Genomic DNA, 15,581 nt, shown 5'->3' with positions numbered 1-15,581 from the left:
GTGGAAATGCAGCGGTGGCGCGGGTACGAGGCCGTACCGGGCGGGTTCGGCCGATCGGTGGTGACCATCGGCGTCTTCGACGGCGTGCACCGCGGCCATCAGGCGATCATCGGGCACACCGTGAAGCGCGCCCGCGATCTCGGCCTCCAGTCGGTCGTCGTGACGTTCGACCCGCACCCCGCCGAGGTGGTCCGCCCCGGCTCGCACCCGGCGGTGCTCACCGAGCCGGTGCGCAAGGCCGAGCTGATCGAGCAGCTCGGCGTCGACGCCCTCTGCGTGGTGCCCTTCACCCCGGCGTTCTCCCAGCTCAGCGCCGAGGCCTTCGTGCACGACGTGCTGGTCGACGCGCTGCACGCCGCGGTCGTGGTGGAGGGGGACAACTTCCGCTTCGGCCACAAGGCGGCCGGGGATCTGGCCATGCTCACGCGGCTCGGGCGCACCTTCGGCTTCACGGTCGAGGAGGCGCCGCTGGTCGCGGAGCAGGATCTGGTCTTCTCGTCCACGTACATCCGTAGTTGTGTCGACGCCGGGGACGTCTCGGCCGCCGCCGCCGCGCTCGGCCGCCCGCACCGCCTGGCCGGCGTGGTCGTCCGCGGTGACCAGCGCGGCCGGGAGCTCGGCTTCCCGACCGCCAACCTGATGTGTCACCGCTATGCGGCCATCCCGGCCGACGGGGTCTACGCCGCCTGGCTCATCCGCGGCGGCAAACACGGCGGTCCGCGGCCGGCCTCGGTCTCGGTCGGCACCAACCCCACCTTCTCCGGCCGCGAGCGCCGGGTCGAGGCCTACGTGCTGGACTTCGCCGGCGACCTGTACGGCGAGCGGGTCAGCCTCGACTTCGTCGCCCACCTGCGCGAACAGCGGGTCTACACCGGCATCGAGCCGCTCGTCGCGCAGATCCGCGAGGATGTCGAGGAGACCCGGCGGCTGCTCGCCCGGCCGCAGATCTGAGCGGCTGATAAGCTTTCCGTGACGTCGGCTATTCCGACGACCGGACTCGCCTGCCTGCCCGACGCCGCGGGCCGCGAGCCCGCCCCAGCAGGGGCGGGACACCGTATGAATCGGCAACACAGAATCACGGAGAACATGGCGCTCGACCAAGAGACCAAGACCAAGATCATGACCGAGTACGCGACCCTCGAGGGCGACACCGGGTCGCCCGAGGTGCAGGTCGCGATGCTCACCAAGCGGATCGCCGACCTGACCGAGCACCTCAAGGTGCACAAGCACGACCACCACAGCCGTCGTGGTCTGCTGCTGCTGGTCGGCCGTCGCCGCCGCCTGCTGAACTACGTCCAGAAGAAGGACGTCGCGCGCTACCGGGTGCTCATCGAGCGCCTCGGCCTGCGCCGCTGATTCGACGGGGGGAGTGGCCACCTGGCCGCTTCCCCCGAGCTCTACCCACGGACCCGCGCGGCACCAGGCCACCGGCCCCGGTCCTCGGTAGTGGTTCCCGAGCACGTCAATCTCGGGTACTTCGATCGAAGACCGGCCAGCCTCTTCCGCGCTGTGTGAACCGCCGGGTCCTCGACGAAGGAGTACCGCACCACATGACAGAGCAGAAAGCTCTCGGCACCGAGACTCGCACCGCCGTCATCGACAACGGGTCGTTCGGCACCCGCGAGATCACTTTCTCCACCGGCCGGCTGGCCCGCCAGGCCGCCGGTTCGGTCATCGTCCAGCTGGGCGAGACCACCGTGCTCTCCGCGACCACGGCCGGCAAGACGCCGAAGGAGCACTTCGACTTCTTCCCGCTGACGGTCGACGTCGAGGAGCGCATGTACGCCGTGGGCCGCATCCCCGGCTCGTTCTTCCGGCGTGAGGGCCGTCCCAGCGAGGACGCCATCCTCACCTGCCGCCTGATCGACCGGCCGCTGCGCCCGTCGTTCACCAAGGGCCTGCGCAACGAGGTCCAGGTCGTCGAGACCGTCCTCGCGCTCGACCCGCAGCACCCGTACGACGTCGTCGCCATGAACGGCGCCTCGATGTCGACCAAGCTCTCCGGCCTGCCCTTCAGCGGCCCGGTCGGCTCCACCCGGGTCGCGCACATCGACGGCCAGTGGGTCAACTTCCCCACGCTGGAGGAGCTGGCCCGGGCCACCTTCGACATGATCGTCGCCGGCCGGACGCTGCCGGACGGTGAGGTCGCGATCATGATGGTCGAGGCCGAGGCCACCCCGCAGGCGCTGAGCCTGATCGCCGCGGGCGCGCCGAAGCCGACCGAGGAGGTCGTGGCCAGCGGCCTCGAGGCCGCCAAGCCGGCCATCCGCGAGCTGTGCCGCGCGCAGAGCGAGCTGGCCGACGTCGCCGCCAAGCCGGTGCTGGAATACCCGGTCTTCCTGGACTACCAGGACGACGTGTACACCGCCGTCTCGGACGCCGCCAAGGGCGAGCTCGCCGAGGCGCTGAAGATCGCCGGCAAGGCCGACCGCGAGGAAGCCCTCGACCGGGTCAAGGCCAAGACGGTCGAGCTCGTCGGCCCGCAGTTCGAGGGTCGCGAGAAGGAGATCAGCGCGGCGTTCCGCTCGGTCACCAAGTCCGAGGTGCGCAACCGCGTGCTCCGCGAGCAGGTCCGCATGGACGGCCGCGGCCCGCGGGACATCCGCCCGCTGACCGCCGAGGTCGGCGTGCTGCCGCGCGTGCACGGCTCGGCGCTCTTCGAGCGGGGCGAGACCCAGATCCTGGGTGTCACCACGCTGAACATGCTGCGGCTGGAGCAGTCCCTGGACACGCTGTCCCCGGACAAGTCCAAGCGCTACATGCACAACTACAACTTCCCGCCGTACTCGACCGGTGAGACCGGCCGGGTCGGCTCGCCGAAGCGGCGCGAGATCGGCCACGGCGCGCTCGCCGAGCGGGCCCTGGTGCCGGTGCTGCCGACGCGCGAGGAGTTCCCGTACGCGATCCGCCAGGTCTCCGAGGCCCTGGGCTCGAACGGCTCCACCTCGATGGGTTCGGTCTGCGCCTCGACGCTGGCCCTGCTCAGCGCCGGTGTGCCGCTGAAGGCGCCGGTCGCCGGCATCGCCATGGGCCTCATCTCCGACGAGGTCGACGGCAAGACGCAGTACGTCACGCTGACCGACATCCTGGGCGCCGAGGACGCGTTCGGCGACATGGACTTCAAGGTCGCCGGCACCCCGGAGTTCGTCACCGCGCTGCAGCTCGACACCAAGCTCGACGGCATCCCGTCGGACGTGCTGGCCGCCGCTCTGCAGCAGGCCCACGACGCCCGCACCACGATCCTCGGCGTCATGGACCAGGCCATCAACAGCCCGGCCGAGATGAGCGAGTACGCCCCGCGGGTCACCAGCGTCAAGATCCCGGTCGACAAGATCGGCATGGTCATCGGCCCGAAGGGCCAGACGATCAACGCGATCCAGGACGAGACCGGCGCGGACATCTCGATCGAGGACGACGGCACGATCTACGTCGGCGCGACCAACGGCCCGGCGGCCGAGGCCGCGGTGGAGCGGATCAACGCCATCGCCAACCCGACGATGCCCAAGGCGGGGGACAAGTTCCTCGGCACGGTGGTGAAGACGGCCGCGTTCGGCGCGTTCATCTCGCTGCTGCCCGGCCGCGACGGCCTGCTGCACATCTCCAAGGTGGGCGACGGCAAGCGGGTCGACAAGGTCGAGGACTTCCTCAACGTCGGCGACAAGGTCGAGGTCTCGATCGCGGACATCGACAACCGCGGCAAGATCTACCTGGACAAGGTCCGTCCCGAGGGTGCCGAGGCGCCCGCGGACGCGCCCGCCGCCGCCGGTGGCGAGGGCTCCGAGGGTGGCGGCCGCCCGCCGCGCGAGCGCGAGGACCGCGGTCCCCGTGGCGAGGGTGGCGGCGAGCCCCGTCGCCGTCGTCAGCGTCCCAGCGGCGACCGTAACTGATCCACGCATGACAGACAGCAACCGCGGGCCGGCCGAAAGGCCGGCCCGCGTTTCTACCCGGACCCTGCAGGACGGCGTCAAGCGCACCGTCCTGCCCTCTGGTCTGCGCATCATCACCGAGGCGATCCCCACCACCCGCAGCGCCGCTCTCGGCGTCTGGGTCGGGGTCGGCTCCCGTGACGAGACCCCGGCGATGTCGGGTGCCTCGCACTTCCTCGAGCACCTGCTGTTCAAGGGCACCGAGAAGCGCACCGCGCTGGAGATCTCCGCGGAGATCGAGGCGGTCGGCGGCGAGACTAACGCCTTCACCACGAAGGAGTACACCTGCTACTACGCGCGGGTGCTGGACGCCGATCTGCCGCTCGCCGTGGACGTGCTCTGTGACGCGGTCGCGGGCTCGATCCTCGACCCGGCGGACGTGGAGACCGAGCGGGGCGTGATCCTCGAGGAGATCGCCATGCACGACGACGAGCCCGGCGACGAGGTGCACGACGTCTTCACCGAGGCGATCTTCGGCGCCGACACGCCGCTGGGCCGGCTGATCTCCGGCACCGAGCAGACCATCTCGCCGATGACCCGGGCCCAGATCAACCGCTTCTACCGGGCCCGCTACCAGGCGCCGCAGATAGTGATCACCGCGGCGGGCAACCTCGAGCACGCCAAGGTGGTCAAGCTGGTCCGGGCCGCCCTGGCCGGCAGCCCGCTGGACAGCGACACCGCGGAGCCCGCGCCCAAGCGTGGCTCGTCCGGTGCCGCCCGCGCGCGCAAGCCGGTCACCCTGGTCCGGCACCGCGACACCGAGCAGGCGCACATCGTGCTCGGCTGCGCCGCCATCAACCGGGCCGACGAGCGCCGGTTCGCGCTCGGCGTGCTCAACAACGTGCTCGGTGGCGGCATGTCCAGCCGGCTCTTCCAGGAGATCCGGGAGAAGCGCGGGCTGGCCTACTCGGTCTACTCGTACGGCAGCCAGTACGCCGACGCGGGCCTCTTCGCGGTCTACGCCGGCTGCGCCCCGGGCAAGGCCGAGGAGGTGCTCTCGCTGATCCGCGCGGAGCTCGCCACGGTCGCGGCCGACGGCATCAGCGCCGGCGAGCTGGCCCGCGGCAAGGGCATGGTCAAGGGCTCGTACGTGCTCGGCCTGGAGGACACCGGCTCGCGGATGAGCCGGCTGGCCAAGTCGGAGCTGCTGCACGGCGACCTGATGGCCGTCGACGAGATGCTGGCCCGGGTCGACGCCGTCACCCTCGACGAGGTCAACGGGCTGGCCGCCGAGCTGCTGTCGAAGCCCATGTCGCTGGCCGTCGTCGGGCCCTTCGACGAGAACGCGTTTTCGAACGCCCGCTAACCTGGGACGCCGTGACCATCCTCAGCCCTCCGCCCGTACAAGAAGAAGCGACGCCGGACCGGCGCCGACGCCGGATCATCGGCATGCTGATCTGGGCGGTCCTGTTCGCGGTCGGCACGTACTTCATCGGCGTGCCGACCAGCGACCCGCTGATCGCCTTCGGCTGGCTGTGGCTGGCCACCATCGCGTGGCGCAGCGACCTGCCGTGGCGGCAGCATCTGCTGTTCCTGCGGGACTGGCTGCCCATCGCGCTGCTGCTGGTGGTCTACAACATCTCCCGCGGGTACGCCGACGACCTGTTCCAGCCGCACGTCACCGAGCTGATCGACGCCGACGAGGCGATGTTCGGCTGGCTCACCGGCGGCCAGGTCCCGACCACCTGGCTGCAGCAGCACCTCTACCAGCCCGGCGTGGTGCAGTGGTGGGAGGTCGTGGTCACCCTGATCTACGTCTCGCACTTCCTGACCGTGCCGACGGTCGCGGTGATCCTCTGGGTGCGGTCCCGCGCGCAGTGGGCCCGCTTCGTCCGCCGCTGGTTCACCCTCTGCGTCTTCGGCCTGATCACCTACTTCGTCTATCCGGCGGCGCCGCCCTGGTGGGCCTACAAAGAGGGCTACCTGCCCGAGCACGTCGAGCGGATCTCCACGAACGGGTGGGATGCGATCGGCCTGCACGGTGCCGGCAACACTCTGAACGCGTTGCAGGTGGAGGCGTCCAACCCGGTGGCCGCGATGCCGTCGCTGCACACCGCCTGGGCCATGATGGCCGTCGCCTTCTTCCTGCCGGTGGTGCGCCGGCGCTGGTGGCCGCTGCTGCTCGCGTACCCGCTGGCGATGACGTTCACCCTGGTCTACACCGGGGAGCACTACGTCATCGACGTGCTGGTCGGCTGGGCCTACGTCGCCGGCGTGTTCCTGGTCGTGGGGCTGGCCGAGCGCTGGTGGCGCAACCGGCACCCGGCGCCGGACCAGCCGGCGACCGGCGTTAAATTGACCGGGTGACAGACGAGCAGCAACCGATCCGCGTCGGCGTCCTCGGTGCCCGGGGCCGCATGGGCCTCGAAGTGTGCAAGGCGGTCGACGCCGCCGCCGACCTCGAGCTGGTGGCGATGGTCGACCAGGGCGACTGGCTGTTCAACGCCTCGGACGCCGGCGCCCAGGTGCTCGTCGACTTCACCACCCCCGACGTGGTCATGGACAACCTGCACTGGGCCGTCGACCAGGGCATCAGCATGGTCGTCGGCACGACCGGCTTCACCGAGCAGCGCCTGGACCGGGTGCGTTCCTGGCTGTCGCACAAGCCCGAGGTTGGCGTGCTGATCGCGCCCAACTTCGGCATCGGCGCGGTGCTGATGATGCAGTTCGCCGCCCGCGCGGCCCGCTACTTCGAGTCCGCCGAGATCATCGAGCAGCACCACCCGCGCAAGCTGGACGCCCCGAGCGGCACGGCCACCCATACGGCCAAGCTGATCGCGGCGGCCCGGGCCGAGGCCGGCCTGGGCGCGATGCCGGACGCGACCAAGGAGGAGGTGTCCGGCGCCCGCGGCGCGGACATCGACGGCGTGCGGGTGCACGCGGTGCGGGCGGCGGGCCTGGTCGCCCACCAGGAGGTCCTTTTCGGTACGCACGGCGAGACGCTGACGATCAGGCACGACAGCCTGGACCGGGCCTCCTTCATGCCGGGTGTGCTGCTGGGGATCCGCTCGATCGTGACCCGCCCGGGCCTGACGATCGGCCTCGACGCTCTCCTCGACTGACCACCGTCATGCCGGGGTCAGCCGGGCGAGGACTCACATCGAGGGCTGACTTCGCGCGGCGCCGGGTCAGCCGAGCGCAAGGCCGGTCGGCAGGCCACTGACGGTCGCCGAGCCGGTGGCGTCGACCCGGACGTCGACCGGCGCACCGGCGATGCTCAGCCCGCGCACCTCGACCGGGCCGAAGGGTGCGCCGGCGAGTGGCCGGAGGCGTACCCGGCCGCCGGGCACGTCCGGCTCCAGCCCGATCACGGCCTGCGTCATCAGCACTGCGGCGGCCGCTGACCAGGCCTGCGGGCGGCAAGCCGCCGGGTACGGCATCGGCCGGCTCAACGCCGTGCGGGCGTCCCCGGCGTGCAGCTCGGGCAGCCGGTAGCCGAACGCCTCCGCCGCCGTCAGCAACCCGTCGATCAGCACGGCCGCCTCGGCCCCGAACCCGGCCCGGGCCAGCCCGGCCGCCACGATCGCGGTGTCGTGCGTCCACACCGAGCCGCAGTGGTACGACAACGGCGTGTACCCGCCGTCGAGGGCGGACATCGTGCGCAGCCCGTACGCGCCGGACATCGCCTCGCCGCCCAGGGCCGTCGCGACCGCCCGTTCCTCGGCCGCGTCGAGCAGGCCGGTGCCCAGCAGGTGGCCGATGTTGCTGGTCAGCGAGTCGACCGGGCGCCCGTCGCGGTCCAGGGCCAGCGCCGGGTAGCCGGCGTCGAGCCAGAGCGCCGCCCGGAAGCGCTCGGCCAGCTTGGCCGCGTACTGCCGCCACCGGTCGCCGCCGGGCCGGCCGAACGCGTCCAGCAGCGCCGCGCCGTCCAGCGCGGCCCGGTGGGCGTAGCCCTGCACCTCGGCCAAGGCGATGGGTGGTTCGGCCGGCCGCCCGTCGTGGAAGCGCACCGCGTCCCCGGAGTCCTTCCAGCCCTGGTTGGCCAGGCCGTGCCCGGTGGTGTCGCGGTACGCCAGGAAGTCGTCGCCGTGCCCGGCCAGCCAGCCCAGCGCCGCCTCCAGGTGCGGCAGCAGCTCGCCGACCTGCGCCTCCGGCAGCCCCCAGCGCCAGGCGTCGTGCAGCAGGCTGATCCACAGCGGTGTGGCGTCGATGGTCCCGTAGTAGGCGGCGGGCAGGCGCAGGCCGTCCGCCAGCACGAACTCCTGCCGGCGCAGCTCGTGCAGGATCTTGCCGGGTGCCTCGGCCGCGGCTGCGTCGACCCGGGTGCCCTGGCGGCGGGCCAGCACGCGGAGCGTTCCGGCGGCGGGGCCGGTGCCCACCGGGAGCAGCATCCGGGCCGCCCAGATGCTGTCCCGGCCGAACAGCGTCAGGAACCACGGCACCCCGGCCGCGAGGTAGACGTCGTCGCCGTCGGCCAGCCGCAGGCCGTGCAGGTCGTCGAGCGAGCGGGCCACCAACCGGCCCAGGCGCTGGTCGCCGGAGTGGACCCGGGCCGGGTTCCAGTCGCGGGAGCGGGTGGGGGCGTGCACCGCCGCGGACGGGTCGTCCACCCGTACGGTGAAGGTCAGGGTCGTGTCCGTGCCCGGTGCGAGCGTGACCGCCCAGCGCAGCCGCCCGCGGTCGTCGATCTCGGCCCGCTGCGCGCCGACCGTGACGGTGACGCCGTCCTGGGCCCAGATCAGGCCGCCCCCGGCGGACCGGCCGGCGGCCACCGGGGTGGTCGGGCCGCCGGACCTGACGACCTCGATCGGCGCGAGGTCGGCCGCCAGTTCGACCGTGACCACCGTGCTGACCGGCTCCGGCGCGGCCGAGCTCAACCGGATCTGCTCGTCGACCCGCCCCGGGGTGACACTGCGGGTCCGGTCGATGCGCAGCCGCGGGTCGAGCCGGCGGGCCAGCGCGACGAAGTGGACCGTGCCGGCCCCCGCTTCGGCGTGGCCGATCGGCTCGGGCTCGTGGTCGTCGAGCAGCAGAACGGCCGCGGAGAGCACGCGGACGTCCGCGTGGAACACACCCTGCACCCCGGCCGCGCGGATCTGCCCGTCCGGCCCGGCCAGCGCCATGGTCGGCGCCGCCACGGTGGTGACGAGCTCGTGCAGGAGCGGCTGGAGTCGCGGCATGGCCCGGTCAGGAGGCCTCGGGCGGCTGCGGGTCGACGGCGACGTGCAGCCGCAGCTGGGGGACCAGCATGTCGTCCACGTCCAGCGCGCGGCCGGCGCCGTCGGGCTCCCAGCCGGTGGAGACGAGGAACTTCTTCATCGCCTCGTCCGCGTCGTAAGCCCAGGCCACGGCCGCTTTGAACGCGTCCTCGCGCCACAGGTCGACGGTGGCCGCGAGCAGCCGGCTGCCGTGCCCGCGGCGGCCCCAGCGGGGCTCGACCAGCAGGTCGGTGATCGCCGCCACGTCGTCCGGCAGCGGCGGCTCCTCGGGGACGAGGGCCTGCTCGTCGGCGGGTCCGGAGGCCGCGAAGCCCACCACGTGCGATGCCGCCTCGCCCTGCTCGACCGCGATCAGCACCCGGTGCCGCGGCGAGGGCGGGGCCTCGATCGCCTCGGCCCAGCCCCGGGCCAGGTAGGCCTCGTCCAGGTTGGCCAGGACGTGCGCCGGGAACATCCGCCGGTATGCGGTCCGCCAGGTCGTCAGCTGGATGCGGGCGATCTCGCCGGCGTCGGTGGGACGGGCGGGACGGACGAAGCCGAGTGCCATGCCCGGCAGCCTACAGACGGCTTTGTCGTACCCCTCGGCTAGCGTCCTGGTCTGTGGCCGTACCCGAATCTCTCTCCGTCGCCCAGGCCCGGCGCATCACGCTGGCCGCGCAGGGTTTCACCGACCCCCGGCCGGGCGGCGCCACCGACATGCGGCACCTGCGCCGGGTGCTGCGCCGCCTGCACCTGATCCAGATGGACTCGGTCAACGTCCTGCAGCGGGCCCACTTCATGCCGCTCTACAGCCGCCTCGGGCCCTACCCCACGGCGCTGCTCGACCGGGCCGCCTACCGCAGTCCCCGGCTGCTGTTCGAGTTCTGGGGGCATGAGGCGTCGCTGATCGACGTCGAGCTCCAGCCGCTGTTCCGCTGGCGGATGGCCCGCGCGCAGGACTACGCCTGGGGCAACATGCGGCGCATCGTGGCCGAGCAGCCCGAGCTGGTCGCCTGGGTGCTCGACGAGGTCCGGCAGCGCGGCCCGCTGACCGCCGCCGAGATCGAGCACGACGCCCCGCGCAGCAAGGACCACTGGGGCTGGAACTGGTCGGTCGTCAAGCAGGCCCTGGAGTGGCTGTTCTACAGCGGCGAGGTGACCGCCGCCGAGCGCACCACCTCGTTCGCCCGGCGTTACGACCTGCCCGAGCGGGTCCTGCCCCGGCACGTGCTGGAGGCGCCGACCCCGTCGCCGGAGGATTCGTTCCGGGCCCTGGTCGAGCTGTCCGCCCGCACTATGGGCGTGGCCGCCGAGCCGGAGCTGCGCGACTACTTCCGGCTGCCGGTGGCCGGCTTCAAGCAGGCCCTGGCCGAGCTGATCGAGGACAAGGTGCTGCTCCCGGTCTCCGTGCGCGGCTGGAAAGGCCCGGCCTATCTGCACCACGAGGCCCGGCTGCCGCGCCGGGTGCGGGCGGCGACGCTGGTCAGCCCGTTCGACCCGCTGATCTGGGAGCGCGGGCGCACCGAGCGGCTCTTCGACCTCAACTACCGCATCGAGATCTACGTCCCCGCCGCCCAGCGGCTGTACGGCTACTACGTGCTGCCGTTCCTGCTCGGCGAGGAGTTCGCCGCCCGCCTCGACCTCAAGGCCGACCGTAAGAGCGGTGTGCTGCAGATCCCGGCCGCCTGGATCGAGCCGGCCGCCGACCAGGAGGAGACCGCCGCCGCGCTGGTGCCCGAGCTGCACCGGCTGGCCGGCTGGCTGGGCCTGCACACGGTCGCGGCACCGCAGCGCGGAGACCTGGCCGGCCCGCTCACGGCCGCGCTGAAGCTTGCCTCCGCGGGTGTACCGTGACGCCCATGAGCAGTGCGACCGACCCCGTCGCAGTCCAGCCGCAGGTCGACGGGCCGGTGCACGGCCCGTACCCGCCGCCGCCGTACTTCGAGCCGGCCCAGCCCGACCGGGTCACGCGGTTCGTGCAGCGCAAGTGGCGCGAGTCGCCGATCTGGGTGGCCCCGGCCGCGATGCTGGTCTGCATGGCCGGCGCGGTGGGCTACACCCTGGCCACCCACCCCACCGAGGCGAACGCCGGTGCGGCCCCGAGCTGCCTGCTCAAATACACGACCGGCTTCATCTGCCCGGGCTGCGGCGGCACCCGCGCGGCCTGGTATCTGCTGCACGGCGACATCCCGGCGGCGGCCCGGCACCACGCGCTGTTCGTCTTCGTCGTCCCGTTCCTGCTCTACATGTACGTCGCCTGGGCCGGCCGCCGGCTCTTCGGCTGGCAGCTCCCGCAGCTCAACCTCAGCCCGGGCGTGATCGGTGGCTTCATCGCCGTCTGGGGTGTCTGGAGCGTCCTGCGCAACCTGCCGTGGGCGCCGTTCACCGCCTTCTACGTCTAGGGCCCGGGGCCCGGGCCCACCGGCGACGGGGAAACCCCTCCGGCCGTCCGATAAGTTGTCGGTATGACGCACGACCATCCGCGGCCCTTCGGCCGGCTGCTCTCGGCCATGGTGACCCCGTTCACGGCGGACGGCTCGCTCGATGTCGACGGCGCGGCCAGGCTGGCCACGTGGCTGGTGGACTCCCAGGGACACGACGCCCTGGTGATCAGCGGCACCGGCGGTGAGTCGCCGACGACCACCGACGCCGAGAAGGAGACCCTGCTGCGCGTCGTCGTCGAGGCGGTGGGCGACCGGGCCCGGATCGTGGCGGGCGTCGGCACCAACAACACGGCCCACACGGTCGAGCTGTCCCGGGCGGCCGAGAAGGCGGGCGCGCACGGCCTGCTGGTCGTCACGCCGTACTACAACAAGCCCCCGCAGGCCGGTCTGATCAGGCATTTCACCACCGTCGCCGACGCCGTCGGCCTGCCGGTGATGCTCTACGACATCCCGCACCGCTCCGGCGTGCCGATCGCCACCGAGACGCTGGTCCGGCTGGCCGAGCACCCCAACATCGTGGCCGTCAAGGACGCCAAGGGCGACCTCGCCGGCAGCGCCGACGTGCTGCGCCGCACGGACCTCGCCTACTACTCCGGCGAGGACGCCGCCATCCTGCCGTTGCTGTCGATCGGCGCGGTCGGTGTGGTCGGCACCTCCACGCACTTCATCGGCCCGCAGACCAAGGCCATGATCGAGGCGTACGAGCGTGGCGACACCGCCGGGGCGCTGGCGCTGCACAGGCAGCTGCTGCCGCTGTTCACCGGCATCTTCCGGACCCAGGGCACCATCCTCGTCAAGGCCGGCCTGCGCGCCCTCGGGCTGCCCGCCGGACCCGTGCGCTCACCGCTGGTCGACGCCACCGAGGCCGAAACGAACCAACTGCTCGAGGACGCCGCCGCGGCGGGACTGCACCTCGGCACCAATTAGAGAGGCCTCGCACTTGAGCCAGGCACACGTCGAGCTGGAACCACCACCCCCGCTGCCGGAGGGCGCATTGCGCGTCATCCCGCTCGGAGGTCTCGGGGCCATCGGCCGCAACATGACGATTTTCGAGTTCGACGGCAAGCTGCTGGTCGTCGACTGCGGCGTGCTCTTCCCGGACGTCGAGCAACCCGGCGTCGACCTCATCCTGCCCGACTTCGACCCGATCCGGGACCGGCTGGAGGACGTCCAGGCGATCGTGCTGACCCACGGGCACGAGGACCACATCGGGGCGGTGCCGTACCTGCTGGCCCTCAAGCCGGACATCCCGCTGGTCGGCTCCGAGTTCACCCTGGCGCTGGTCGAGGCCAAGCTGGCCGAGCGCCGGCTCGACCCGTACACGCTGACCGTGCGCGAGGGGCAGACCGAGCGGCTGGGCCCGTTCGAGTGCGAGTTCTTCGCGGTCAACCACTCGATCCCGGACGCGCTGGCGGTGGCCGTCCGCACGCCGGCCGGCCTGGTCCTGCACACCGGCGACTTCAAGATGGACCAGGTCCCGCTGGACGGGCGGATCACCGACCTGGCCGGGTTCGCCCGGCTCGGCGCCGAGGGTGTCGACCTGCTGCTGTCCGACTCGACCAACGCCGAGATCCCCGGCTTCGTCACCCCGGAACGCGACATCGGCCCGGTGCTCGGCGCCATCTTCGCCAAGGCCCGCGGCCGGATCATCGTGGCCAGCTTCGCCTCCCACGTGCACCGCGTCCAGCAGGTGATGGACGCCGCCTACGAGTACGAGCGCAAGGTCGCCCTGATCGGCCGCTCGATGGTCCGCAACATGGGCATCGCCCGGGACCTGGGCCTGCTGCGCATCCCGGACGGCCTGCTGGTCAGCCTGGACGAGGCGGCCCAGATGCCGCACGACGAGATCGTGTTCATGTCCACCGGTTCGCAGGGTGAGCCGATGAGCGCGCTGGGCCGGATGTCCACCGGCGACCACCGGCACATCACCATCGAGTCCGGCGACACCGTCGTGCTGGCCAGCTCGCTGGTGCCGGGCAACGAGACCTCGGTCTACCGGGTGATCAACCAGCTGGCCCGGGCCGGCGCCACGGTCGTGCACAAGGACACCGCCAAGGTGCACGTCTCCGGGCACGCCCCGGCCGGCGAGCTGCTCTACCTGCTCAACGTCGTACGCCCGAGCAACCTGATGCCCGTGCACGGCGAGTGGCGGCACCTGCGTGCCCACGCCCGGCTCGGCATCGAGTCCGGGGTCGCCCCGGACCGGGTCGTGCTCTGCGAGGACGGCGACGTGGTCGACCTGGTCGAGGGGCACGCCCGGCACGTGGGCCGGGTCAAGAACCGCTACGTGTACGTCGACGGCCTCGCCGTGGGCGACGTCAGTGAGTCGCTGCTGACCGAGCGGCGCATCCTCGGTGACGGCGGCTTCATCTCGGCCACCGTGGTGATCGACTCGGTGACCGGCAAGGTGGTCGGCGAGCCGAGCATCTCGGCCAAGGGCTTCTCCGAGGACCCGCAGGCCTTCAACCCGGTCATCCCGCTGCTGACCGCCGCCCTGCACCGCTCGGCGGAGGACGGCATCACCGACACCCACCAGCTCCAGCAGGTGGTCCGGCGCACCGTCGGACGCTGGGTGAACGACGCCTACCGGCGCCGGCCGATGATCGTGCCGACCGTCGTGGAAGTGTGATCGACAGCCATAGTTTTCTGTGAATACCGGATTTATTGATCCGGCCGCGACCCCCTTGCGTATCTGAGGGCACGGTGCCGCCCCCACGGCACTCGATGCGAGGGGAGTTACGGATGCAGCGGAGAACGGTCGTCGCGCTTGCGGCGACGGTGACGGCAGCGGGAGCGGCGGTGGCGTTCACGCTGCCGTCCATGGCGGGCACGAACGCCAACCGCCGCCCTGCGTCTCAGTCGACCGGCGGAGTGGCCCCACAGCTGCTCGCCGCGATGCAACGGGACCTCGGTGTGAGCGCCGACCAGGCCGCGGCCCGGGTGAAGCGGGCCGCGTGGGCCAGCGGGGTGGCGGCGCAGTTGCGCAGTGCCTCCGGTGACTCGTACGCGGGCTCGTGGCTCGGCAAGGACGGCACGACGCTGAACATCGCGATCACCGACGCCGGCCTGGCCGACGAGGTGCGCGCGGCCGGGGCCACCCCGAAGCTCGTCGAACGCAGCGTGGCCCAGCTGGACGGGGCCAAGAAGGCGCTGGACGCCGAGGCCACCAAGGCCGACCGGGACCTGCCCGGCTGGTACGTCGACGTCGCGGCGAACCAGGTCGTGATCCAGGCGCTGCCCGGTGACACCGAGCACGCCGAGGAGCTGGCCGAGGACGCCGGCCTCCCCGACGAGGCGGTGAAGGTGGTCGTCACCAAGGCCGCCCCGAAGCCGCTGGCCGACGTCATCGGCGCCGAGCCGTACTTCGTCAACATCGGCGGCGGCCAGGCCCGCTGCTCGATCGGCTTCGCGGTCGAGGGCGGGTTCGTCACCGCCGGGCACTGCGGCGCCGAGGGCACCCAGACCACCGACCGGGAGAACCTGGACCAGGGCGTCGTCGTGGCGTCGGTCTTCCCCGGCACCGCGGACATGGGTGTGGTGCAGACCAACGCCGACGTGACGCTGCAGCCGTTCGTCAACGACTTCGACGGCAACGCGCTGCCGGTCGGCGGCAGCACCGAGGCTCCGGTCGGCGCCGCGGTCTGCCGGTCCGGTTCCACCACCGGCACGTTCTGCGGCACCATCCTGGCCAAGAACCAGACGGTCAACTACCCGGAGGGCGCGGTCACCGGCCTGACCCGGACGGATGTCTGCGCCGAGGGCGGTGACTCCGGCGGCCCGTGGCTCTCGGGTGACCAGGCCCAGGGCGTGACCTCCGGCGGCTCGGGCGACTGCACGGTCGGCGGCGAGACGTTCTTCCAGCCGATCACCGAGATCCTCGAGGAGAACAACCTCACCCTGCTCACCACCGGCGGCGCCGGTGGCGGCACGGACGCGGGCGCTCCGGCCGCCGAGGGGACCACGGCTCCGCCGGTCGAGTCGACCGAGGCGCCGGCCGGTAACAACGGCAACGGCAACGGTCACCACCGCCGGGGTCACCGCAACTGACGCACCACCCGTAGACGTGCTGCCCG

At 72.1% G+C, this 15,581-nt stretch carries 13 protein-coding genes; 11 read left to right on the top strand and 2 right to left on the bottom strand.

The features are described from left to right. Nucleotides 1–6 precede the first annotated feature (6 nt). The 6 genes from ACQP2Y_RS39370 (at nt 7) to dapB (ending at nt 6,988) form a co-directional block, all read left to right on the top strand. Nucleotides 7–951 carry a bifunctional riboflavin kinase/FAD synthetase gene (locus tag ACQP2Y_RS39370; protein ID WP_433732228.1) on the top strand — a complete coding sequence of 315 codons (945 nt, stop codon included), beginning with the start codon at nt 7–9 and terminating at the stop codon, nt 949–951. A gap of 135 nt (nt 952–1,086) precedes the next feature. Continuing rightward, the gene (gene rpsO / locus ACQP2Y_RS39365; RefSeq protein ID WP_433721447.1) at nt 1,087–1,356 is read left to right on the top strand and encodes a 30S ribosomal protein S15; all 270 of its coding nucleotides are present in this window, start codon (nt 1,087–1,089) and stop codon (nt 1,354–1,356) included. Between the two features lie 194 nt (nt 1,357–1,550). Beyond that, on the top strand, nt 1,551–3,887 hold the full coding sequence (locus tag ACQP2Y_RS39360) for a polyribonucleotide nucleotidyltransferase (RefSeq protein WP_433721446.1): 2,337 nt from the start codon (nt 1,551–1,553) through the stop codon (nt 3,885–3,887). Between the two features lie 7 nt (nt 3,888–3,894). Then, complete coding sequence (locus ACQP2Y_RS39355; RefSeq protein ID WP_433721445.1) at nt 3,895–5,232, top strand: M16 family metallopeptidase; 1,338 nt, start codon at nt 3,895–3,897, stop codon at nt 5,230–5,232. A gap of 83 nt (nt 5,233–5,315) precedes the next feature. Further along, entirely contained in the window at nt 5,316–6,233 is a 918-nt protein-coding gene (locus ACQP2Y_RS39350) for a phosphatase PAP2 family protein (protein WP_433732226.1), read from the top strand. After that, complete coding sequence (gene dapB, locus ACQP2Y_RS39345; protein ID WP_433721444.1) at nt 6,230–6,988, top strand: 4-hydroxy-tetrahydrodipicolinate reductase; 759 nt, start codon at nt 6,230–6,232, stop codon at nt 6,986–6,988. The genes ACQP2Y_RS39350 and dapB overlap by 4 nt, the downstream gene beginning before the upstream one ends. 66 nt (nt 6,989–7,054) lie before the next feature. Here dapB and ACQP2Y_RS39340 read toward each other — a convergent pair whose 3' ends face one another. Together ACQP2Y_RS39340 and ACQP2Y_RS39335 are read right to left on the bottom strand one after the other, a co-directional pair. Further along, nucleotides 7,055–9,046 (bottom strand): amylo-alpha-1,6-glucosidase, encoded by a 1,992-nt coding sequence (locus ACQP2Y_RS39340; RefSeq protein WP_433721443.1) that lies wholly within the window; start codon nt 9,044–9,046, stop codon nt 7,055–7,057. Between the two features lie 7 nt (nt 9,047–9,053). Beyond that, nucleotides 9,054–9,632 (bottom strand): GNAT family N-acetyltransferase, encoded by a 579-nt coding sequence (locus ACQP2Y_RS39335; protein WP_360549781.1) that lies wholly within the window; start codon nt 9,630–9,632, stop codon nt 9,054–9,056. A 53-nt stretch (nt 9,633–9,685) separates the two neighbouring features. Here ACQP2Y_RS39335 and ACQP2Y_RS39330 point away from each other — a divergent pair, with 53 nt between their 5' ends. The 5 genes from ACQP2Y_RS39330 (at nt 9,686) to ACQP2Y_RS39310 (ending at nt 15,555) form a co-directional block, all read left to right on the top strand. Then, nucleotides 9,686–10,918, top strand: a complete 1,233-nt coding sequence (locus ACQP2Y_RS39330; protein WP_433721442.1) for a winged helix-turn-helix domain-containing protein — start codon at nt 9,686–9,688, stop codon at nt 10,916–10,918. 5 nt (nt 10,919–10,923) lie between these two features. Continuing rightward, on the top strand, nt 10,924–11,466 hold the full coding sequence (locus tag ACQP2Y_RS39325) for a DUF2752 domain-containing protein (protein WP_433721441.1): 543 nt from the start codon (nt 10,924–10,926) through the stop codon (nt 11,464–11,466). A 63-nt stretch (nt 11,467–11,529) separates the two neighbouring features. After that, on the top strand, nt 11,530–12,435 hold the full coding sequence (dapA, locus tag ACQP2Y_RS39320) for a 4-hydroxy-tetrahydrodipicolinate synthase (protein WP_433721440.1): 906 nt from the start codon (nt 11,530–11,532) through the stop codon (nt 12,433–12,435). A 13-nt stretch (nt 12,436–12,448) separates the two neighbouring features. After that, nucleotides 12,449–14,137 carry a ribonuclease J gene (locus tag ACQP2Y_RS39315; protein WP_433721439.1) on the top strand — a complete coding sequence of 563 codons (1,689 nt, stop codon included), beginning with the start codon at nt 12,449–12,451 and terminating at the stop codon, nt 14,135–14,137. A gap of 113 nt (nt 14,138–14,250) precedes the next feature. Continuing rightward, nucleotides 14,251–15,555, top strand: coding sequence for a S1 family peptidase (locus tag ACQP2Y_RS39310; RefSeq protein WP_433721438.1), 1,305 nt, complete (start codon nt 14,251–14,253; stop codon nt 15,553–15,555). The last annotated feature ends 26 nt before the right edge of the window (nt 15,556–15,581 follow it).

It is taken from the genome of Actinoplanes sp. CA-051413, assembly GCF_050955795.1.
Classification (GTDB): domain Bacteria; phylum Actinomycetota; class Actinomycetes; order Mycobacteriales; family Micromonosporaceae; genus Actinoplanes.
This window is presented reverse-complemented; position numbering and strand designations above follow the sequence as displayed.